The sequence below is a fragment of the Amycolatopsis sp. NPDC059021 genome (genome assembly GCF_042739895.1).
In the GTDB taxonomy this organism is placed as follows: domain Bacteria; phylum Actinomycetota; class Actinomycetes; order Mycobacteriales; family Pseudonocardiaceae; genus Amycolatopsis.
Genome location: NZ_JBHYIQ010000032.1, coordinates 14,130 through 34,741, shown reverse-complemented (window position 1 = coordinate 34,741; position 20,612 = coordinate 14,130). Strand labels below are relative to the sequence as shown.

Sequence of the window (20,612 nt, the reverse complement as noted above, 5' to 3'; positions counted from 1 at the left end):
TCTCGCCAATGAGGTTCGCGACCGGTGTGAATGCCGCGCCCCGGGATGGCCCGCAACTGCCAACTGCGCACGGTGACCGGCATCCGGCCAATGTTGGCCACCTGGATCGCGGCGACGGCCCGCTCGAATCCGTGTTATCGAATCTGGTGTCGCCAGTTCTGTGAGGCCTTGTCGACACGGATGGTGACCAGACCGGCACCAGCGTCGTACACGCCGCCGGGGCGGAGTTCGGCCCGGACGCGGCCACCGATCAGCGCGAACGTCGCGGCCTGCCAGCCCAACGACATAGCTGACAACACGATCGCCACGATCGACAACGCGGTCTGCGTCGACGGATGGTAACCGTCTACTCCGCCTTCCACGCTGTTGGAACAGATATCGAGCTCAGAGTGATGATTTCTATATGCCGAGCTGGGATGAGGGGCGAGCAGGCTTGAGCGTGGCTGAGGTGATCCGGACCTGGTCCAAGAGACCGACGTATTCGGCTTCTGGTTGAGGCCTCGATTGAAGTCGAACACCGACCAAGTGGCCAGACCGGCCGACGCCACCGAATCGCAAAAGCCGGGCGTGAGCAACACCCACTTCGCAGATGAAAGGTCGGTGAGTCGGCGTCGGCTTCCGTTGGGCGGAGCAGGCTCCTGCCGTTCGCCGCGACGGCTGTCTCCGCCGACTGCGATGAGGAAAGGCCTCCGCGGTATGTCCGACATGTGTCCTGGCCCTTTCGTACTTCGGTACCGGCCCGTCGCGCGACTATCGTGCGTGTCCGCGGAACACCGATCCGGAGTAGACAGTGGTTGGGTGTCTGCCCCCGTGGCGTACACCGGGTCCGCGGGGATGGGGCGCTGCTCTGATTCGGCACGTCGAGCGCCATGCCACCCGCGGGGCCGACACTTCAGTCCGTTTCACGAAGCGGTCGACTGGGACTCCCCGCCGACCGCAGGAGGTTGGGCTGCCCGGTACGACGAACGCCGGGCAACCCAACATGTACGTCAATGCTGCGGACTCCGTGCGTGCGGGGCGTTGCCTCCTGTCTGTTCGTCAATCCAGGTGGTATAGGTGGTTACGTTGGTGTAGATGTGGGGCAGCTCGGTGCAGGCAGGTGTCCGTCCCCTGCTGGTAGCGCCGACGAGAACCCACTTGTCACCGTTTTTGACAAGTCCTGGGCCTCCTGAGTCGCCGTAGCAGGCGCTGGCGGTGCCGTTCTGGTTGTCCAGACACAGTTCGGTTGCCGGATCGAAGTTGTTCGTCGGCTCTTGCTGGCAGATGGTCGGTTCGGCGACGGTGGTGTCGAGTTGTTGCAGCGCGACCGGCGCTTCACCGCACCCGGGCTCTGGGCAGGTCTGCCCCCAGCCGATCTCCCGGAACGAGCTTCCCGGTTGCGGGGATTCGGTCGCGATGGCGATCGGCGCCGCCGAGGCAGGGGCTTCGACGTGGACTAGCGCGATATCCGAGGGCTTGGCCTCCCCCAGATAGTTCGGATGGATGACGAACCGGTCCGCTTTCACGACCTCGCCGCCTTGGGTGCGATCGTTGGAGTTAAGCCGGAACTGCCAATCCGCCGGTTCCTTCCCCGCCACGCAGTGCGCCGCGGTGACCAGCCAGTCGGGCTTAATCAGCGAGGCACCACACTCCTGGTTGCCGTCGACTGTCTGCATGCTCGCCATGAAGCTATAGGTCTCCGTGGCATCGGCTCCGCCAACGATATCCGGTCGCACGGGGCCGTCCGCAGCGGCAGCCGCGGGAGCGAACCCGACGGCCACGGCCCCGACACCGAACACCGCGCCTATGAACGTTCTGATCCTTTTCACTCTTCATTCCTCCTTCTACTCGCTGTACTTCCCCGGATGGTCCGGTCAGCACATCGACGAGAAGCTGTTGTCGGCTCGCCATTACATGATCGACAAGCGCGCTCATCACTGGTTCCCGACGCCGCCGCACTGCCGAGCCGGCTTGCAGTATTTGCACCGCCAGCGCCTATCCACCCGGTGCTGTTCAGCAACACCAGGACGGCTCCTGCGAGACGCACCAAGCACTCACGCTGCCACCGCTGCGCGGTCGCCCGGTCCCCCGGCAAATTCCTCCGCCGCCAGGTCCTCGGTCAGGGCGCGGAGCGAATCATGCATCTGCGACCGCGTCAACGTCCCGTCCGACCGCACGACCTTGGTGTCCCGCGCGGTATCGTTCCGGCGACCCCTGCCGTCCAACCGTTCGAGCGACAAGCAGATCGCAGTAGGCGCGAGTACACCAGTGCAGATCGACGGTGAGCCAGCGTGCACTGACCACCAAGGTCTCTGCGGCCTGCTGTGTCCTGGGTGTCAGCTGCGACCGTATCCCGGGGAGCTCCGCTACATCGCCGGTGGCAAACAATTCCGCGGCCGCGCCGAGTCGTCGCTCTGTGTGGCTTGTCGGTGCGTGGTCACCGAGGACACGCACCCTGACACCTCATACGGCGCACGTGCGGCTACGGCCAGCGCGGACGCGGTGCGAGCCCTGGGGAGAGTGGCTTGCATCAGCAGATCAGCCAGGATCCTTGTGTACATAGGGACTCCTCGTTCTCACGGGTCACAGTCAGGGAAAAACAGAGCAGAGTTGGCTCTTGAGCGCGCCAATATAGGTCTTGATGCCGTTTCTCTTCAGCTGTGGATACCGTGGGCCGGGTGTTCACGACGTGTATCGCAGAGGTACCGGCGCGCTCACGTTGTCAAGTCATGCGAGAACCGCCGGTATATCGGAAACACCTGCCACTCCGGCGCAAGCACTCGCACATCATAGCTTGGTGTGGTGCGGTAAGTGTTCAGTGCCGTGAACACGCACGAACGAAATTCCGGTGGAAGCAGCCGAGCCTTGGGAGACCGGCGATGGCGAAGATCTCAGCCGACTGAGACCGAGAAGCGGCGGGCACGTGCGCGCCGCAGCAGAAACCAGCGTAGGAGCGGGCGGATGAGGTCGAGGGGTTCGGCCGGATTGCCCAACAGATGGTGGTCAGTCACTCTGACAGCCGCGCGAGATCCTCGTGGCGTTCGAGCAGCACACCGGTCTGCGTAATCATCTGCCGACCGTAGTGTACGTTGCGGCTCGGCGGCAGTTCGTCCAGGAGCTCGTGGCCGACGATCCTCCCGTCGGCAAGGAACCCGGCCAGCGGCCGAACGTTCGAACTCTCCTTGATCCATTGGAACTGCTTGAACGAGCTCTCCATCCGCGCGAGCGCGTCCGAGAACGGTTACAACTGCGCTCCGGCTCATGGAAGTCGCATTCGGCAGGCGAGTCCGCGCACGCTGGCATTCACGCTTTCGTAGCTGGGTCCTGCGAGTAGTTGTATGACCGCACAGTGGGCGTAGGGGTCGGCATGCAGAGCGTGTGGGCTAATGGTTTCGGCTTCTTGGAGATGCCTGACGGCGCTCGTTCGGCATGAGCCGATTCGCGATAACGCGGTTCCCACGAGTAGACGGAAGGAGTATTCGTCCACGGGGTCACGTTTCGGAACCTGTTGTATTTCGTACACCACTGCGGGAGTGTCGTCGAAGTGGCCTAATACTCCAGCCGCGCTTTGTCATACTTGCGCTGGCCGGCACGTCCCGCGCTGACGCGCTCGTTGCCCACGCGCCCGCTGACGCGTGGAAACGCCGAAGCTGCGGCGACGGTGCCAAAGGACCACGGATGTTCGACTGGGCCGTCGCCGAGCTGCCCACCTATTCCGACACCACTCCATCCGGCTGGGGACGCTGGCTGCTGGCCCGCCGTTCACTGACCCGAAACGGCAAAGGCAAGTACGAGGTCGCTTACTACTTATGTTGTGCCCCAACGGGAACGACCGATGACGAGCTGATTCTCGTAGCCGGAGCACGATGGGCGATCGAGGATAGTTTCCAGACCGCGAAGACCGACGTCGACCTCGACCAGTACCAGGTCCGCCGCTACGACGCCTGGTACCGGCACATCACCCTTGCCATGCTCGCCCACACCTACCTGGCCGTCACCGCCGCAATAGCCCCAAAAGCCCTGGTAGCGGCTTCATCCCAGTCACACTGGGCGAGGTCAAGCGTCTCCTGGCACACCAGATCACCACCCCGCTCGACCGCCTCGCAACCCAGGGCCTGGTCACACTGGCGCCGACGCCATCAGCACCGAGCCCAGCAAGCCCACTACCAGCGAAGACACGCCGTTAGAAGCTGCTCAGCACCTCCAGCCGGTATTGCGCGGCGGACCACGCCGGGGCGCCCTTCGTGGGCACGATCCGCACGTCGATCGAGGACCGGCCGACGGTGACGCTCGCCGGGAGCGCGAAGGTGTCTTCGAGCCAGCGGTGTGTGGTGTTCCCCAGAGGCTGCGTCCAGGTGCCGACCTGTCTGCCGTCGACATACACCGCGGCCTGCTGGTAGGCCGCGTTCTGGTCGCCGATCCGCAACAACCGCGCGCCCGCGTTGCGCGGATCCAGCGCCATGGTGAAGGACACCGCGCCGGTCGAAGCCGTGCTCGCCCTGGCCACCGGACCTTGGACCTGGGTGCCTTCGAAGGTCGACGTCAGTGTGCCCCGGGTCTCGCCCTCGGCGGTGTAGTCGTGGTCGTCCCGGCTGGTGTCGTTCCCCGCGTCCACCAGGTCGGTCTGGCGCATCCCCGCGTCGGGCTGCCCGTACCAGTACGCGGTGGTGCTGTACTCGGCCGGCTCGTTGTTCGCGGGACCGTGTTCGATGCCGAAGGTCAGCGCCGAGGAGAACGGCACGGCGTCGCCTGCCATCAGGCGGACGGCGCCGGTGCAGTCGTAGCGGCAGCCGTCACCGTCCAGTTTGTACGCCGGGTTCCCGGTCAGTGGCATCGCGAAGTTCGTGCCGTCGCGGAAATACCAGCCGGATTCGAAGAAGTCCTCCGTCCCGGTGCCGTGCCATTGCGGGCTGCCGACGCCGTCGACGTAGACGCGCTCGTCGCCTTCCAGATAATCCCGCCGGTTGCCGGAGGTGATGAGCCCGGTCATGCTCTGCGTGACGCCGTAGAACACGCCGCGTCCGGCGGCCTGCAGGATCGTCCAGTCCGCGCCGTTCTGCGTCAGTCCTTTGTGGCTGGTCGCGGTGAAGTAGCCGAGACCGCCGCCGGGCCGCAGACCGGCGTCGACGGCGGGTGTAGGCGCTGCGGTGACCTCGACGGTGGCCTGCGTGATCGGCTGGCCGCTCTGGTTCACCAGCTCGACGACCGCGCCCTGGCGGTAGGGCATCGGCCACCACGCGGTGAGCGCGCCGCCGTCGGTGGCGTCGATCGAGGACAGCATCGTGCGGCCGTCGAACTTGCCGAGCCCGGAGCCGAAGAACTCGCCGAGCGGCGAGTCCACTGTGGTCTTCCCGTCGAAGGTGATCCGCAGCCGGGCGCCGGACAGTACTGCCTGCGAAGCCGCCAGCTTCGCGGGATCACGCTGGTACCGGTAGATCTGGAAGCCGTTCCAGCTCTGCATGGTCAGCTGGTAGCCGTGTGCCTTCTCCTCGCCGGGGTGCTGCGGGCCGAGGTCGAGGACGTCGGTGCGCCGCCACTTTCCGTCCACTCGGGAATGCACGTCGTAGCGGAACTCGTTGATGTCGAGGTCCGACGAGACGAAGGTATTGGCGATGGTGAGTACCGATTTGCCCGCGGTCAGGCTCGCCGGGAGGTCGAGCACCTGATCCGCCCACACACCGCGCGGGGTCGGGGCACCGGTCGTCCACCGCCCGGCGGGTTTGCCGTCGACGGACACGTCGGCGACCTGATGGCCGATCGCGGGATCCGGGCGCCGGGTCAGCCGGACGCCGGTGTTGGCCGGGTCGATCGCGACGCGGAACGAGCTGTGTCCACCGGCGCCGAACGCCCGGCCGTCGTCGCGGACCCGGGGCTCGGAGATCAGCTGGGGCAGCGTCACCCGGAGCTGGCTGATCGTCCCCGGACCGCCGAGTGAGGCGAACTTCGCCGTGCCGCCGTCGGCGATGTCCGCGGTGCCCGAACTCGTCCTCGCCCGGCTCGCGGCGGGTTTCGGATCGCGGATCCCGAAGCCCCGCAAGCGATCCACGACGTCGAGTGCCCGATCGCGCGGGTCGAAGGTACGCACTCCCGCCGCGTCGGGGAACTCGCGATAGGTGACGTGGTAGAAGAGCGGGTTGTGCTGGACGGTGACCCGCATCGAGCGTTGGTACGGCATCGGGACCTTGATCACCGAACCGCCCGAGGTGTCGTCGCCGTTGCCCACCAGCGGCCAGACGAACGGCGCGCCGAGCCGTCCGTCCACAATGTCCTGGAGCGAGGAGTCCAGCACCGCTCGGCCGTCGAGTTCGACCTTGAGCTTGCCGTTGTTGACCATGTTCCCGTAGTCGCGGGTGAACCACATGCTCTCGATCTCACCGGCGCCGGTCTTCTCCGCGATCACACAGCCCTCGGCGGTGATCCGCAGGCAGCTGTACACGCCGCCGAAGCCGTCCTCGTTGCCGCCGGTGCGATCGAAGCTGGAGAACTGCTTGCTCTGCGCACCCGGCCGCAGCGCCGCCATCGCGTCCAGCGAGCGATAGACGTCCCAGCCGATCGGGCCCACCGAAGCGGACGAAGGCGGCCGGTCGGGTTGGGCGGTGGCCGGAGGTGTGCGGGATCCTACTACGCCGAGCGCTGTCATGATCGCCAGCAGTAGTGATCTGTGGGCATGGCCAGCTCTTCGGGTGTGCATCGGAACACTCCGATCGCGGAGTTGAATCATTCCAAACCCGGTTCTGCCCTTGTGTTTAGCGCGCATCCAGCGCATGTGCCGTCTCCATGCATGGCTATCGACTGAGCTGAACACTTCCTTGGACACCCCGTATCGGAAGTAGTTCGTCTATGCCGCCAACATCCGGTTGAGGATGAGCAGCAGCTCCAGATTCTGGTTGAGGGCTGGCCTGCACGTTCTGGCCTTCACCCGGCCCTTGATCGCCTAGATGGCTTTCTTGAACGTAAACGTAGCGCTTCTCCGTTCCACGTTGCGCTCCCGCGGAACGCGGTGAGCTTGTGGACACATGCAAGAAGGCGCAGGCTATGTAGGCACTTTGAGTGTGGCTATGGCAACGCGGGAATTATCGAACCAAAGGCCTTATTTGCTTTGGTGATGGCAATATTTTCGGCGCACCGAATTTTCCTATAATGGGTAATATCAGGAGCAGTGCGGGTAGCCTCCTGAACGTGGGCGGTAACCTTGCCGGCAGCGCTCGCCGCGCTCGCGACGTCACCGGCAGGCTCTGTCTTGCTGATGTAGTACGCGGCGTGAGCGGCGGCACCGGCGATGTTTCCAAGGTGGAAGACGATCTTGGAGAGGTTAGCGCTGTCGCCCGAAGCGGCATCGACTTCGGCTTGGGCGAACTTTGCCTCGTCTTCGGTAATGAGGCTGGGTTTGTAGGCGTGGGCGGCTCGGGCACGACGAGCTGCGGACCAGGCCAGAACGATCCACTGTTCATTTGCGAGAGGAGCCCGAACATCTCTGGTCGTTGCCCCCAAAGCTATAGACGAGCCGACGGCAGGAGCAGTGACAGCTAACGTGGGCGCTCCCGTAGGCGCAGCGAAAGCGACCGCGCTCACAGCCATCATTCCATGTAGACGACTGATCATGGCGTCCTTCCTGTTCTTCATAACGCACCTGGCCGTACCCACTGGACAACGGTCACCCGGAGGCAATCCTGTACCCCCAAACGGGGCACACACGGATAAAGAACACTAAAGGGTAGGGTTCCCCATGTGTCCTGAACGTGAAGGAGTTTGTGAGGGTAGGTAGAGCGCTGCACGGATGATGAAGGTATGAGCCCTCGGAGTCGCCCTACGGGGAGATGGCTTCAAAACGCCCACATCTGCATTGGTCGTACTACGACAACACCGTCGCGGAGTCGTTCTTCGCGACACTCAAAACCGAGATCGTGGCCCAGGCCTGGGCCACCCGCGACGACCCTCGCCGAGCTGTGTTCGCCTATCTCAGCCACTACAATCACGACCGTCTATATTCGATACTCGGATACCGAACACCCACGAAACCCGTCGTGCGTGACGGCGTGATCCGGTTCAACAACGAGGACTTCTCCGTCGATGCGCTGCGGGGCGTGCTCCAGCGCAGGGCGCGACACCGATTCGGCCGTGACCGCGGCAGGTGGAGCGGTGGCCGCCTGCCGATGCCACAGACACGAGAATGGCGACAGTCCAGTCGCTTCTTCCAGCTTCTCCGCACACTTCATGTGTCGCCTGCCAGCGTGATGGGACGCCCCTGAGGGGTTTTCTGCCAGGAGGATGGGCTCTGTCCCGCTCTCCCTCCGACGGTCGTGGTGCCAAACGAGTGGCCTTTCCGCCACGGTCGCCGCTACTGCCGGCGATCAATCGCTACCTTCACGGAAAGTGAGACAGAACCCATCACACTGGCAAGCGACAGTCATGTGGACCGGTCAGGGTGTCCCTCGGACCCTGATCGCCGTGGTTGAGTGCTGGGTGTCGACGCGCGAGTACACGCGAGCCACGCCCGGACCTGCTGTAAGGTACGGCGACGGCGAGTCAACCCAAGTGCAAGCCACCATGCGACCTCGGTGCGTTCGCCGAGTAGCAGGTCGCAGGTGTGCAGCACCGTACAACCGGTCGCCTCCGGCCGCGCTCCGCTGCAGTACTCGCAATCGCCGCGCCTGTCGAGCCGGTGCCGCCCCAGCAGCGCCAGCACCGTTCCTGCGAGACGCACCAGACAGTCACGCCGTTCCCGGCACCGCACGGAACCGCTGCAGCACTCTTCCTCCTCCGCCATCTGCTCGAGCAACAACTGCAGAGAATCGACCAACTCCGCCCGCCGATCGACCGGACTCCTCCGAGAGGCAAGCCTGCGCACCCACCGCGTCCAAGTCACTCGCCGACGCCGCGTGGCCGTGCACTGCCGCATCCGCACCGTCACGCCCCATTCACCCCGCACCGGCTTGGCGGCACGCACGGCGAGATCGGCGTGCCACGACCCGCCAGCCCGCTCACTGCCACCGCACAACACCACACACCCGAAGCCACAAGGCCTCCCCGCTCGCCGCATCCCGGGGCTGCCCAGCTTGGTACGCCCACAGACAGCTGGGGATTGACGCCGTGCAGCCACCACCCAGGACTTCTCTCGCGTCCCTGCACACCAGGCAGTCGCGACGCCCAGCAGCTCTCCGCGCACCCGCCGTGCTTCAGGCCACGACGGGCGGACGACCCGGTCATCGCTGAGCTCCCGCCAGCGAGGTAGCAGCGGCAGCGTCGCCGTTCGGAGGCCGGTCGATGCGTCGAGTACGCCGCAATAGCCTGCGGCCCCACGACGACATCGCCCGGCGGGCAGGCTTCAGCGCGAGCACCCCAATGCGACGTAAACGACGCGTCTGTCTCGGAGTGGGTCTGGCGTTCTCCAGACCGTCACCGGAACGGACGCGCGGATGAGGGCACCGAGGGTGCGGGTTCCCGGCCATGGCCACCGTCGCATCGCTGGCCGCCACGAAAACGTCGACGGAACGAGCCACCGTCAGCGGGAACATCAGATGTGATTCGCCACGGTTCGACAGCACGTGCACGCCGAGATACAGGCCCGCGCCGTCGCAACCTCGTATCGCATGTCGCAGCATTAACTGCAATGATTCATCATCTAAATTCACGGTGAACCTTTCGGCGAACGTCTGCCGTGGAGCAGCGTCGACCCAAAACAGTCCAGTCCGGCGCTGCTGCGGGGGGTGGGGGGATAGCTGTGCGCCTGGTCCTATGCGCACTCTTTGTGCGACTGTGTGCCCGAACCACCACTGTCAACTCAGGTGCCGTCGCTATGACAACGGGAACCACCGTAATGGCACATCCCGGGAGAGTGTTTACGCCGGTGAACACTCCCGTCCCCTCGTATTCGTCCTGATGCGACCCATGCAGCTGCATCGCCCCTGTCGCTACACCGCCATTCGTCACACACCCTTCAGTCGACAGGGTTTGTCAGGACTACGTCTTTCGGCGGAAACCTCAAGCATTCGGGCGGCTTCAGCACGTCCGACCACCACCCAACACGCCTCCTCGCTGCTCGGTCCCCGGGAGCCGCCAATGCCAGTCGTCGCAGATGGGCTGATTCGTCCGGCACCTCCCCGCGGAACCGTGTATGTCACCAAACCGGGACGCCGTCGGCGCCGAATGCCCAAACATGCAGAACGCCAACGATGTTCACTCCGAATTCTCGCGGCAAAGAAAACCTGAGGCACCGGGAGACGGACACCAAGACCTGGTGTGAGCTGCGAAGGTATGCCACACTGGCTCGGCTATGCGCACACCGGCGACCGCACGGTCGCGACGCCGTTCCGTGATCAAACGCACACAGCACAGTCACAGTAGACCCGTTCGCTCTATTCTCCCCAGAATGGAATCTGCTTATGGTCGATGTCGTGCCGTCACCTTCCGGACGCAGTCCCGCCAGTGAAACCTTCAGCGATATCGGACAACGCGTCCGGTTCTATCGACAAATCAGAGGACTGAGCGTACGCACCGCCGCGAGGCTGGCAGGGCTCTCGCCCGCGTTCTTGTCAACAGTAGAAAATGGCCACCGGAACCTCGACCGAGTCTCACACATTATCGCTCTCGCCGATGTGCTCAACGTTTCAGCCGCCGACCTGGTCGGTGTGGACTTCCTGACGCAAACACGGCAACAGGGCGGAATTTCCCTCGACGCCGCGGCAGACCGGCTGAGGTTGACACTTATCGCGGCACCGCTATCCACCCCATCGGATTCGGCAAGCGTGACCGACATCGACGCTCTCAACGCCTATATAGGCCATCTTCGCACTCTCGTCCTGGAATGCCGTTACAGCCAGGCGCTGCATCAGCTACCCGATCTGATCCTCAACATCCACAGGCTGCTGACATCCCGGAAACACCCTCAAGAGAACGTTCTCCGCCGTCTCCTGGTGACGGTCTATCAAGACGTGTGCACGGAGGTCCTCCGAGAACTAGGGTACATCGACCTGTTGGTACTAGTTATCGAAAGGTCCAGTACGCTGGCGCGCGAATCCGATGACCTCGTCCTTCAAACAGTCTGGTCATGGCAACAGGCCCAACTCTGCACACGCCTTGGGCTCTACGAGCAGGCAGCGGACGTCGCGCTCGACGCCGCAACCCAATTATCGTCAACGTCCCTGGGAACACATCGCACGAAAATCATGTACGGCAGGCTCCACATCACGGCGGCTCTCGCACATGCACGTCTCCGTCCCCACGCCGACGCCGTCGCCTTTGACCACCTCGCCGAAGCACGGGAAATACTCGGCTGGCTGGAACCGCGGCCCGACGACTATCCTCGCCTCACCCGCACCTCGTTCCTGTTGAACAATCTGGAACTCGTGACCGTGCTCGGGCACTTCGACGCCGCACCCGTGGTCGCGGAAAAGATACACGAAATCCGGAAGCACAACCCCGTGGACGAGTACTCGTTTCACCTGCTGGTGGGAGCTGCGCTCGCGCGACTACACGCACAACAACCGCAAGCCGTCACGCACCTCCAGGACGCCGAAGCCCTCAGCCCGCACACCCTGCGCGCCGACCCCTACGCCCGTCGCGCCATCGCCCATCTGCTCACCGAACCCGGCTACGAAAGTGTCAACGCCACCGTGCGCAGCCTCGCCTACCGGATGCGACTCATCTGACCGTCGCAGGCGCCAGCACGTCAAGGACGCCGCAGAAACGGCTCCATCCCAGCAACGGCGCGTCGTATGGTGTCTCGACAGGGAACTCCGTCACCTCGGCCGAGACAGCCCTATGACTGATCGGGCCCAGTCTGGCTCCACGTTCCTAGCGGACATCAACACGCTGACTTGACAGGGAACGCGCCGCCGATGAGGATCCGGGTGCCGTCGTCGACCTCAAGCAGCCGTCCGGCGGGGATGGCGCCGAGCTGGTCGAGGTGGGCGCGCAAGAACTCCACGGGGTGGGTACCGGGGGTGATGCCGGTGGCCCAGTGGTCGGCGGCGGTGATCTCGAAGGCGCTCATGCCGGGCAAGGCGGGCGCGGTATGGCCAAGGGCGAGGCCGGGCAGATGCTCGGGCCGGGTCCGGGCGGCGGCCCCGGCGGCCCAGAGGTCCTGGCGCCGGTCGGTGTGCCGAGGCGTGAGACCGCTAAAGGTGCCGGCGGTGGCCAGCGCCTCGGCGACGGGGGTGGCAAGCGGGATGCGTTCGGTGAGGTCGCCGATGCTGGCGTAGGGGCCGTTCGTGTCGCGGTCGGCGACGATCCGCTCCGCCAACTCGGTGCCGACGGTGCGGATCCCGGCCAGTCCGAGGCGGATCGCGACGCCGCCGGTGCTGCCCGGGTCGGGTTCGAGGGTGGCGTGCGGTAGCGAGAGGTTGAGGTCAGGCTCGCGGGTGATCACGCCGTGGCGGCGGGCGTCGGCGACCAACGATTGGGGTGAGTAGAACCCCATCGGCTGGGCACGCAACAGCCCGGCGCAGAACGCCGCCGGAAAATGCTCTTTGAACCAGGCGCTCGCGTAGACCAGCAACGCGAACGACATGGAATGCGCCTCGGGGAAGCCATAGCCGGAGAAAGCCGAGATTTGCTCGAAGACCCTCACCGCGACATCGCGGGGCACCCCGTTGGCGGCGGCACCCTCGAAGAACCGCTTCGCGAGTCTCCGCATCTTCACCTCCGACCGTTTGGCGCCCATGGCACGCCGCAGCTGGTCGGCCTCGGCGGAGGTGAAGCTCGCGACGTCGCGGGCCATCTGCATCACCTGCTCCTGAAACAACGGCACCCCGAGTGTCCGATCCAGACTGTCCGCGAGCAGCGGATGCGCGTGCTCCCAGCGTTCTTCGCCGTTGCGGCGGCGGATGTAGGGGTGCACGGAGCCACCCTGAATGGGGCCCGGCCGGATCAGCGCGACCTCGACGACCAGGTCGTAGAACTTGCGCGGCTTCAACCGCGGCAACGTCGCCAGCTGCGCCCGGGACTCCACCTGGAAGACACCGACCGCGTCGGCGGCGCAGAGCATGTCGTAGACGGCCGGGTCGGCCAGGTCGAGGTCGCCGAGGTCGACGGTGCGGTCGTGGTGGTCGGCGACCAAATCGATCATGTAGCGCAGGGCGGAGAGCATCCCGAGCCCGAGCAGATCGAACTTCGTCAGCCCGATCTCCGCGCAGTCGTCCTTGTCCCACTGCAACACCGACCGATCCTTCGCAGTGGCCCATTCGACCGGAACGATTTCCGACACCGGCGTATGCGCCAACACCATTCCGCCGGAATGGACGCCGAGATGGCGGGGTGTGTCCTCCAACCGCGCAGCCAGCGCGATCACCTCGTCGGGGATGCCGTCGCCGGGGGTGTGGTCGGCGAGGCCGCGCCACCGGTCGACCTGCTTGCCGAACGCGTCCTGCTGCCCCGGGGCGAATCCGAGGGCGCGAGCGGCGTCGCGGACCGCGGAGCGAGGCCGGTAGGTGATCACGTTCGCCACCTGCGCCGCGCAGTACCGCCCATGGCGTTCGTAGACGTACTGGATAACCTCCTCACGACGATCGGACTCGATGTCCACATCGATGTCCGGCGGCCCGTCCCGCTCCGGAGCCAGGAACCGCTCGAACAGCAGACCCCAGCGCACCGGGTCGGCATGGCAGACCCGCAACGCGAAACACACCGCAGAGTTCGCCGCCGACCCCCGCCCCTGCGCCAGGATCCCGCGTTCGCGGCAGAACCGGACAATGTCCCACACCACCAGGAAATACCCCGCGAACCCCAGCCCGCCGATCACCCGCAGCTCGTGCTCCAGCTGGGCGTAGGCGGCCTCAGCGTCGGCGCGGGGGCCGTAACGGTGGGCGGCGCCGTCGAGGACGAGGTGGCGTAAGTAGGTGTTCTCGTCAGCGAACCCCGCGGGCACGGGGAAGGGCGGGAGATCCGGGGCGATCAGGTCGAGATCGAAGGCGACCTCGACACCGAGCTGGGCAGCACGCCCGACCGCGCCGGGGAACGGAGCGAGATGCTCGGCCTGTTCCGCACCGGAGCGCAGAAACTGCGTCCCGGCCGGCGGCAGCCAGCCGTACATGTCCTCTATCGACCGGCGTGCACGGATCGCAGCTGCCGCGCAGAAATGCTCCCACTCGTCCGGGCTGGCGTAGTGGACGTTGTTGCTGGCCACCGTCGCCACCCCGAGATCAGCGGCGATCCCGGCAAGCACCCGGTTGCGCTCGTAGTCCAGCGGCATGCCATGTTCGATCAACTCCGCGCGCACATGCTCGCCGCCGAACCGGTCGACCAGACTCCTCAGCGCGGCTGCCGCGTCCGCAGCACCGGTTTCCGGGTAGCGGCCTTCCAGGGGCTGGCGGACCGCGCTCTTGCGGCACCCCGTCAGCACCACGACATGGCCACGCAGCTCCTCGACGACCTCGTCCAGGTCGTAGACCGGTCGGCCTTTCTCCCCGGCCAGCTGCGCGCGGGAGATCACCCGGCACAACCGGTGATACCCCACCACGTCCCGGGCGATCACCAGCAGATGCTCACCCGCCGGGTCCGGCACCCCGCCCTGCGGGGCGTCCAGACCGAGGGACAGCTCGGCACCGAACCCGGCCCGCATCCCCAGCTCCCGCGCCGCCGCGGCGAACCTCACCGCCCCGTACATGCCGTCCTTGTCGGTCAGCACCACCGCGTCCAGCCCCAGCCGCACCGCCTCCTCCACCAGCTCCTCCGGCGCCGACACCCCATCAAGGAAGCTGAAGTAGGAGTGGGCGTGCAGTTCGGCGTACGGGACACGGATCCCCGCCCCCGCGTCGTCACGGCCCCGGCGAACCGGCATCCCCGCAGGCGGCGCGTAGCTGCCGCGTGTACGCGACCACGCCGGGGAATCCCCGCCATCACCCGGTGTTCCCGGCGCGCGGCCGGACGCGATCCGCTCCAGTTCACTCCACCGAACTGGCGGGTTGTCGAATTGGAGAGACGGTCCACAGTTGACCGTTGACCACTCGTAACCCAACGCGCACACACCATCCCCGCCGTACCAGGAACACCACGGGGAAGCCGATGGCAGCCTTCGACCCCAGGGCTCGAAGACACATGGTCGTCGCCCGTGGCGTAGGTCTCGCCGTGTTTCGACGGTGACCCGGGCGCTGGGAGGGGAAGGGCTCGCTCGGTCTGGAGGCGCTCAGCGCGATCGAACTATAGTTCGATAACCGAACGGCCGATAGGTGACGTGCGCAACGTCCATGTTGTGTCTGTGAGCCGTATCTGTCACTTGTGAGCGGAAGTTGTCACCGGTCGAGGTTTGGTGAACAGCTCGTCTGCTGCTGTGCGTCGCCGGGTTCGATTGCTGTGCAAGCAGCACGACCGGTCGGTGTCCCGTCGCGGAGTCGCCCCATCCTGCGCTGGACGCTGCGCGGAGGATGTGGGGTTCGGGCTGCTCCTTGTCGAAGTCGTTGCCTGCCGGGCGGATCGGCGTCAGTCGCGGAGTTTCCCGAAGAAGGCGCGGATGTCGTCGACGAACAGGTCGGGGACTTCGAACGCGGGGAAATGCCCACCCTCGGTGTGCTCGCGGAAGAAGGCGACGCTGTCGCCGGCCCCGAGGACCTTGCGCACGAGTGGGTCGCTGTAGAACAGCGACTGACCCTGGGGCACACCCGAAGCCCCGCCCCAGCCGGTGTTCTCAGCGTGCGCCAGTTCCCAGTAGAAGTCGGCCGCCGCGGGCCCGGTGCGGGTGAACCAGTAGAGGCTGGCGGTGATCAGGACATTCTCACGGCTGATCGGTGTCGTGGGGTTGGCCCACTCGACGAACTTCTCCGCGATCCAGGCCAGTTGCAGGATCGGGGAATCGGTCAGCCCCGCCGACAGGGCGTTGGGTTCGGTCGATTGCAGCACCCGGTAGCCCTTCATCTGCGACCAACGATGTTGCGCTGCTTCCAGTCCGGCGCGCTCGTTCGCGCTCAGGCCGTCGGGGACCGGGAGATCCTCGCCGGCCATGCCGAGCTGGAGCCGGTCGCCGTGGGTGTGGGCGCCGATCACCCGCTCGGGCAGCAGCGCTGCGACCCGGCCGGTCACCCCGGCGCCGATGTCGCCTCCTTCGACGCCGAAGCGCTCGTAACCGAGGCGGGTCATCAGCTCCCCGAACGCCAGCGCGGTCCGCTCGAGATTCCAGCCGCGCGCGGAGAGCGGGCTGGAGAAGGCGAAGCCGGGCAGCGAGGGAATGACCACGTGGAACGCGTCGGCCGGGTCACCGCCGTGGGCGCGCGGGTCGGTCAGTGGCCCGCTCGCTGCGAGGAACTCGACGAACGAGGTCGGGTAGCTGTGGTTGAGCAACAGCGGCGTGGCGTTCGGCTCGGGCGAGCGCAGATGCAGAAAATGGACAGTTTGCCCGTCGATCTCGGTGCTGAACTGCGGATAGGTGTTCAGCTCGGCCTCGTGAGCCCGCCAATCGAACCCGTCGGCCCAGTAGGCGGCCAGCTCGTGGAGGTAATCGGGGGCGATGCCGTGGTCCCGGTCGGAGCCGACGCCGGGCACCGGGTACGGCGATCGGGTGCGGGCCAGACGGTCCCGCAGATCATCGAGATCGGCCTGCGGGATCTCGATCCGGAAGGAAACGATGTCAGTACTCATGAAGATCAAACTAGGGCTCACATAGGTCAGGAACTGTCCTACATCACCCGATCAGGACGGTGTCGGCCGCCACAACCTCACCGCGAGGTCGCCGCACCAGCGACCGGTGGCCGGTGGCCGAACACGGCCTGGAGACCTCAGGTGCCAGTTCGAGCCCACAACTGGTGACAAGCGTCGTTCACACCGCCGCGCGACTTCCCTAGCCGGATGCCGATCTTGGTGACAGGCACGGCGCACCGTCACACATGTCACCAGTATGCAGCACCGCAGCGATCTGTTCCGGCGCTCCCGTCCGGCCACCTTGACCGGAAGCTGATATCTGCCAACGACCAGGGCCGGAAACATCCGTTCGAGCGACCGCCTCAGAGGTAGCGGGTCGTGTACGGGCCGTATCGTGTGCGGTGAACAGTGAAGTGACAGGGGGCGGCCATTCGAGTGCGCACGAGCGTCGAGTTGTCTGAGGGAGATCGGATTGCCACACAACGAGGAAGCGTGGCTGACCGAACTTGCTCAGGTGATCGCGTACCGATGCCCGCGATGTCTAGGGCCGCTGAGCGCACCGCGTGACGCCACCGCACCGCTCATTTCCGCAGCGCACGTGTGCCCGGGTTTCCCGGTAGCTGTGCGTGTGTGTCGGTCGTGTAGGAGTGAGATGCGCTCCGTCAAGCTCCTGTCGTCCGGTCGTTCCGAGGAATGGCCGCTGGTGTCGTCACGCCTCGGGCCCCGCCAACTCGGCCGTCGTCCGCTCACCCCCACTAGCTTGCGGGCAACGTTCATGATGCAGGGACTGTCCATTCCGGACACCGTGATGAACTACCCGGACGATCACGGCGCGCAGGCCTTCAACATCATCCTTAGCGCGGGTGCCGCCGGAGCTGCCACGGCCAACATCGCCCAAACCCTGGGCGTCGCACGTTCCGTCCTCACCCAAGTCCTCTACCAACTAGCCGCCACACGTATCGCGAAGATCGCGCGCGGACAGGACGGCCGCTGGAGGAGAGTCACCGACCATCCGCAGGCATAATCTCCTGCGAGACAAACTCGCCTGGTCGCGCCCCTCGTTGGCCGTGGCCCCTCACCAGCAGCTCGTGGCCGAACCTGGCGGAAAGCTGGATCGCCGAGCTGACCAACCGCAAATTCCGCCAGTCGCGGACCAACAGCAGCATCACCGAAGCTTTGAGGTTCCCCATATTTGCCGGACACGCCAAGGTGTCCGGACAACCGGAGAAGCTCACCTATTTGTGCAATTCCCGGACGGCGTGATCGGGTTTACGGTGATTTTATGTGTTCTTCTCCGGCAGTGTTGCGTCGTTGCGCGGTGTTGGCCCTGGCGGTCGTGGTGGCTGTGGCGGGGTCGGTGACGACCGTGGCCGCGGTGCCCGCGGGCACGGTCGCGGCGTCCCCGACCGCTGTGGCAGTGCCCGAGGACATGACGTCGAGAGACGTCGCCGCGCCTCCGATCTCGCACGTGCTCGACGGGATGTTCAAGAGCACTCCGGAGGAACTGAAGAACGTCGCGGAGACAGGCTGCGCCAAGCGCTCGAATGGGGCACTGCCTCAGCGTGTCTGCAACGAGTTGACCGCCGAGCAGGCGGACAATCTGCCGGCGGACCTCGAGGCGCAGGTCGACGAGCTGGAGGAGCTGGTCAAGCAGGACCCGCAGGCCCGGGACCTGCTCACCCAGCCCCGATCCGTCACCGGCGTGGGCCCCGGCCTGGCCAAGCTGATTGGCCGGGCGGCGAAGGCGAGCAAGAGCCCGGCGGTGCGGCAGCTCAGCGACAAGGCCGGTGAATTCGCTGACTGGGCCGGGCGAGCCACCACCGCGGCCGGAGCCCTGACCACAAACACCGTCGCCGACTACGCCAAGTCCGCTGCCTACATCGCGGCCAGCTTCGCCCCCGGCGTGGGTGAGATGATGTCGCTGGTGGAAGGCATCACCACCGGCAACGTCGAACAGAGCGTCGTCGCCGTCGTCGGTCTCGCCGGCATCGCGATCGGGCTGGCCTTCCCGCCCGCCGGAACCCTCATCGCCGTCGGTGTCGCCGTCTACAATCTCAGCCAGCTCCTCTGGAGCTTCTTCGAAGCCCGCCCCCGGGACTGGATCAACGACCCGCCCGGCACCGCCGAAGAACTGTTCGAGTCCGGCGCGGACATCAAGTGGACCAGCCACGACCTCAACGGGCAGCCCGTGAATGTCGTGTTCAACCCCCGCGAACCAGTCGCCACGCAAACCCTGCTGCTGGACTCGAAATGGACGAAGCACAACCGCGACCGACAACCCGTCACCTACACCCTCCCCACCGGAAACAAAATGTTCTACTACAGCGGAATTGAGGTGCCACGGCTCGACGCTGTAGTGATCGTGTGGCAGGACGGCAAGGCCCACACTTCGACGTGCACGGCGAAGCCCTCTACTGTCGGCCAAGGCACCATCATCGTCTGCAAAGACCTGAGCGAGCGGAAGAACGATCCCGTGAAGATCGCCTTGGGCAGGAATGCGGTACTGGAAGTTCACTACCTCCTCACCGACCCCGACGAACTCTCGAAAATCTGCTCACCCAGGCCCAGGCCCTGCGCACTGCCCCAAAAAGGCAGTCACAGCGGCCTGGAGGTACTGTCCGAAGGCAAAAAGAACGTCCCTGTGGGCCTGCCGTTCCAGGTCGGTATCTCCTGATCCCGCCTCCTCCGAACGAATACGGCCGGAGGGGGGCCTCAACAGCGCAGCCGGGATTCTCCCACGCAGCGCCAGGATCTTGCAGCTGACCGCTGGTGAACGCCAGCGGGACGAGCAGGCCGGAGGCGACCCGGCACGGAACTCACGCAGGGCAACGGCCGGCCGCCGGGTCCTCAGCGCTGCGCCCTCGGCGCGTTGAGCCAAACCGTCCGCAGCATTCTATTCCGCAAGACCTGATATCCAGGGTTGCCAGTAACGCTTCCGTGAGTTCAGCCGGATTGAAGCGATTTCAGCTGGACCCCACGGCCTTCCGCCTCTGAAGATCCAGGATTGCGGCGGCTCGTGACATCTGAGTCTCCGCAGCGCCCAGCGACTCTACCGGTCTGCCGGATGCTCGAGTTCGTCGCCGAGCAAGCGTTCGGCCAGGGCGGTGTAGCGCCGCGCGGTGTTCTGCGAGATGCCGAACACAAGTGATAGACGCAGCGGTCAGGAGAGGGGTTCGTCCAGGACGCTGCCCCAGGTGTCTATGGCGTTGCCCAGTTCGGCGCCGGTGGTGGTGGCGGTGCCGAGGCGGCGAAGACGGATTTGATGTGGCCGCAGTTGCGTTCGCGTCCGGCCTTCGGTGGCTTCGGTACCGAAGGAACCCGCACGCGGCCCCCACCCCCTGATTTCTTGCGGTTGATTCCCTAAAGACCGCGTGGCCGTCGTGGCCAAAACTGGTTGCAGGCACCAAGCCGAACGAGAAGAACACAACACCGATCCGCGAAGCATCGATGAAAGGAAACCGTCATGAACAACCTGAACACCGTCGCCGTCACCGCACCGATCACCCTGCGTATCGAGGACCTGGAAACCCTCGACGCCCCCAGCGCCTGGGGTGACGCCGCCTCGTGGGGCCTCGGGTACGCCGGTGGCCTCGCCGCCGGCGCCGGCGCGATCGCCATCGGCGGGGCCATCGGCTGGGGCCTGTCCGGCGGTCACCGCTGATCCCGCCACCACTGTCCGGCACCACACCCACCCGCCGCACCGCATCCGCGTTCGGCACAGAAACACGAAAGGAACTACCACGATGAGGAACGACATCCACACCACGCCCACCCTGCGCATCGACGACCTGGAGACCCTGGACGCACCCGCGATGGGCGGGGGCGGCGGCTGGTTCAACGTCGGCGCGTTCAACAACGGCTTCACCCAGGGCTTGGCCACCGCCGCGGCGGCCGGAGGCGCCATCTACGCCTTCTACAACCACGGCTGATCCTGACCGCGTTGTGGGGGGGGGGGGGGGGGCGCGTTGGGGGGGGGGCGGGTCCGCCGCGCGCGTCCAGGTTGAAGCCTTCGGCGATCGCCTCGACCAAGGTGGACTTGCCTGAGCCGTTGTCACCGACCAGGAAGG

13 protein-coding genes and 1 pseudogene are annotated in these 20,612 nt (G+C 65.7%); 6 read left to right on the top strand and 8 right to left on the bottom strand.

Annotated elements, in window-relative coordinates; all coding sequences use genetic code 11:
• Positions 1-134 precede the first annotated feature (134 nt).
• The 6 genes and pseudogenes from ACFWX1_RS20255 to ACFWX1_RS20230 form a co-directional block, all read right to left on the bottom strand.
• Positions 135-362 (bottom strand): hypothetical protein, encoded by a 228-nt coding sequence (locus ACFWX1_RS20255; protein ID WP_378389419.1) that lies wholly within the window; start codon positions 360-362, stop codon positions 135-137.
• A gap of 627 nt (positions 363-989) precedes the next feature.
• Positions 990-1,808 carry a S1 family peptidase gene (locus ACFWX1_RS20250; protein ID WP_378389417.1) on the bottom strand — a complete coding sequence of 273 codons (819 nt, stop codon included), beginning with the start codon at positions 1,806-1,808 and terminating at the stop codon, positions 990-992.
• A 1,178-nt stretch (positions 1,809-2,986) separates the two neighbouring features.
• Positions 2,987-3,196 carry a hypothetical protein gene (locus ACFWX1_RS20245; protein ID WP_378389415.1) on the bottom strand — a complete coding sequence of 70 codons (210 nt, stop codon included), beginning with the start codon at positions 3,194-3,196 and terminating at the stop codon, positions 2,987-2,989.
• 966 nt (positions 3,197-4,162) lie between these two features.
• Positions 4,163-6,619: a glycoside hydrolase family 172 protein gene (locus ACFWX1_RS20240; protein WP_378389413.1), complete on the bottom strand. Its 2,457-nt coding sequence runs from the start codon at positions 6,617-6,619 to the stop codon at positions 4,163-4,165.
• 108 nt (positions 6,620-6,727) lie between these two features.
• Positions 6,728-6,805: pseudogene (locus tag ACFWX1_RS20235) on the bottom strand (hypothetical protein); the annotation flags it as partial.
• Positions 6,806-7,035: 230 nt separating this feature from the next.
• On the bottom strand, positions 7,036-7,602 hold the full coding sequence (locus ACFWX1_RS20230) for a hypothetical protein (protein ID WP_378389411.1): 567 nt from the start codon (positions 7,600-7,602) through the stop codon (positions 7,036-7,038).
• Between the two features lie 194 nt (positions 7,603-7,796).
• On the opposite strand from ACFWX1_RS20230, the gene ACFWX1_RS20225 reads away from it, so the two are divergent.
• Together ACFWX1_RS20225 and ACFWX1_RS20220 are read left to right on the top strand one after the other, a co-directional pair.
• Complete coding sequence (locus ACFWX1_RS20225) at positions 7,797-8,228, top strand: integrase core domain-containing protein (RefSeq protein WP_378389409.1); 432 nt, start codon at positions 7,797-7,799, stop codon at positions 8,226-8,228.
• Positions 8,229-10,361: 2,133 nt separating this feature from the next.
• Positions 10,362-11,627, top strand: coding sequence for a helix-turn-helix domain-containing protein (locus ACFWX1_RS20220; RefSeq protein WP_378389407.1), 1,266 nt, complete (start codon positions 10,362-10,364; stop codon positions 11,625-11,627).
• Between the two features lie 155 nt (positions 11,628-11,782).
• Here the strand turns inward: ACFWX1_RS20220 and ACFWX1_RS20215 are convergent, their stop codons facing one another.
• Positions 11,783-14,755: an error-prone DNA polymerase gene (locus tag ACFWX1_RS20215; RefSeq protein ID WP_378389405.1), complete on the bottom strand. Its 2,973-nt coding sequence runs from the start codon at positions 14,753-14,755 to the stop codon at positions 11,783-11,785.
• 638 nt (positions 14,756-15,393) lie between these two features.
• Entirely contained in the window at positions 15,394-16,545 is a 1,152-nt protein-coding gene (locus ACFWX1_RS20210; protein ID WP_378389403.1) for an epoxide hydrolase family protein, read from the bottom strand.
• Positions 16,546-17,197: 652 nt separating this feature from the next.
• On the opposite strand from ACFWX1_RS20210, the gene ACFWX1_RS20205 reads away from it, so the two are divergent.
• The 4 genes from ACFWX1_RS20205 (at position 17,198) to ACFWX1_RS20190 (ending at position 20,474) form a co-directional block, all read left to right on the top strand.
• Positions 17,198-17,569 (top strand): hypothetical protein, encoded by a 372-nt coding sequence (locus ACFWX1_RS20205; protein ID WP_378389401.1) that lies wholly within the window; start codon positions 17,198-17,200, stop codon positions 17,567-17,569.
• Positions 17,570-17,902: 333 nt separating this feature from the next.
• Complete coding sequence (locus ACFWX1_RS20200) at positions 17,903-19,219, top strand: hypothetical protein (RefSeq protein ID WP_378389400.1); 1,317 nt, start codon at positions 17,903-17,905, stop codon at positions 19,217-19,219.
• A 789-nt stretch (positions 19,220-20,008) separates the two neighbouring features.
• Positions 20,009-20,206: a hypothetical protein gene (locus ACFWX1_RS20195; RefSeq protein ID WP_378389398.1), complete on the top strand. Its 198-nt coding sequence runs from the start codon at positions 20,009-20,011 to the stop codon at positions 20,204-20,206.
• An 82-nt stretch (positions 20,207-20,288) separates the two neighbouring features.
• Complete coding sequence (locus ACFWX1_RS20190; protein ID WP_378389396.1) at positions 20,289-20,474, top strand: hypothetical protein; 186 nt, start codon at positions 20,289-20,291, stop codon at positions 20,472-20,474.
• The last annotated feature ends 138 nt before the right edge of the window (positions 20,475-20,612 follow it).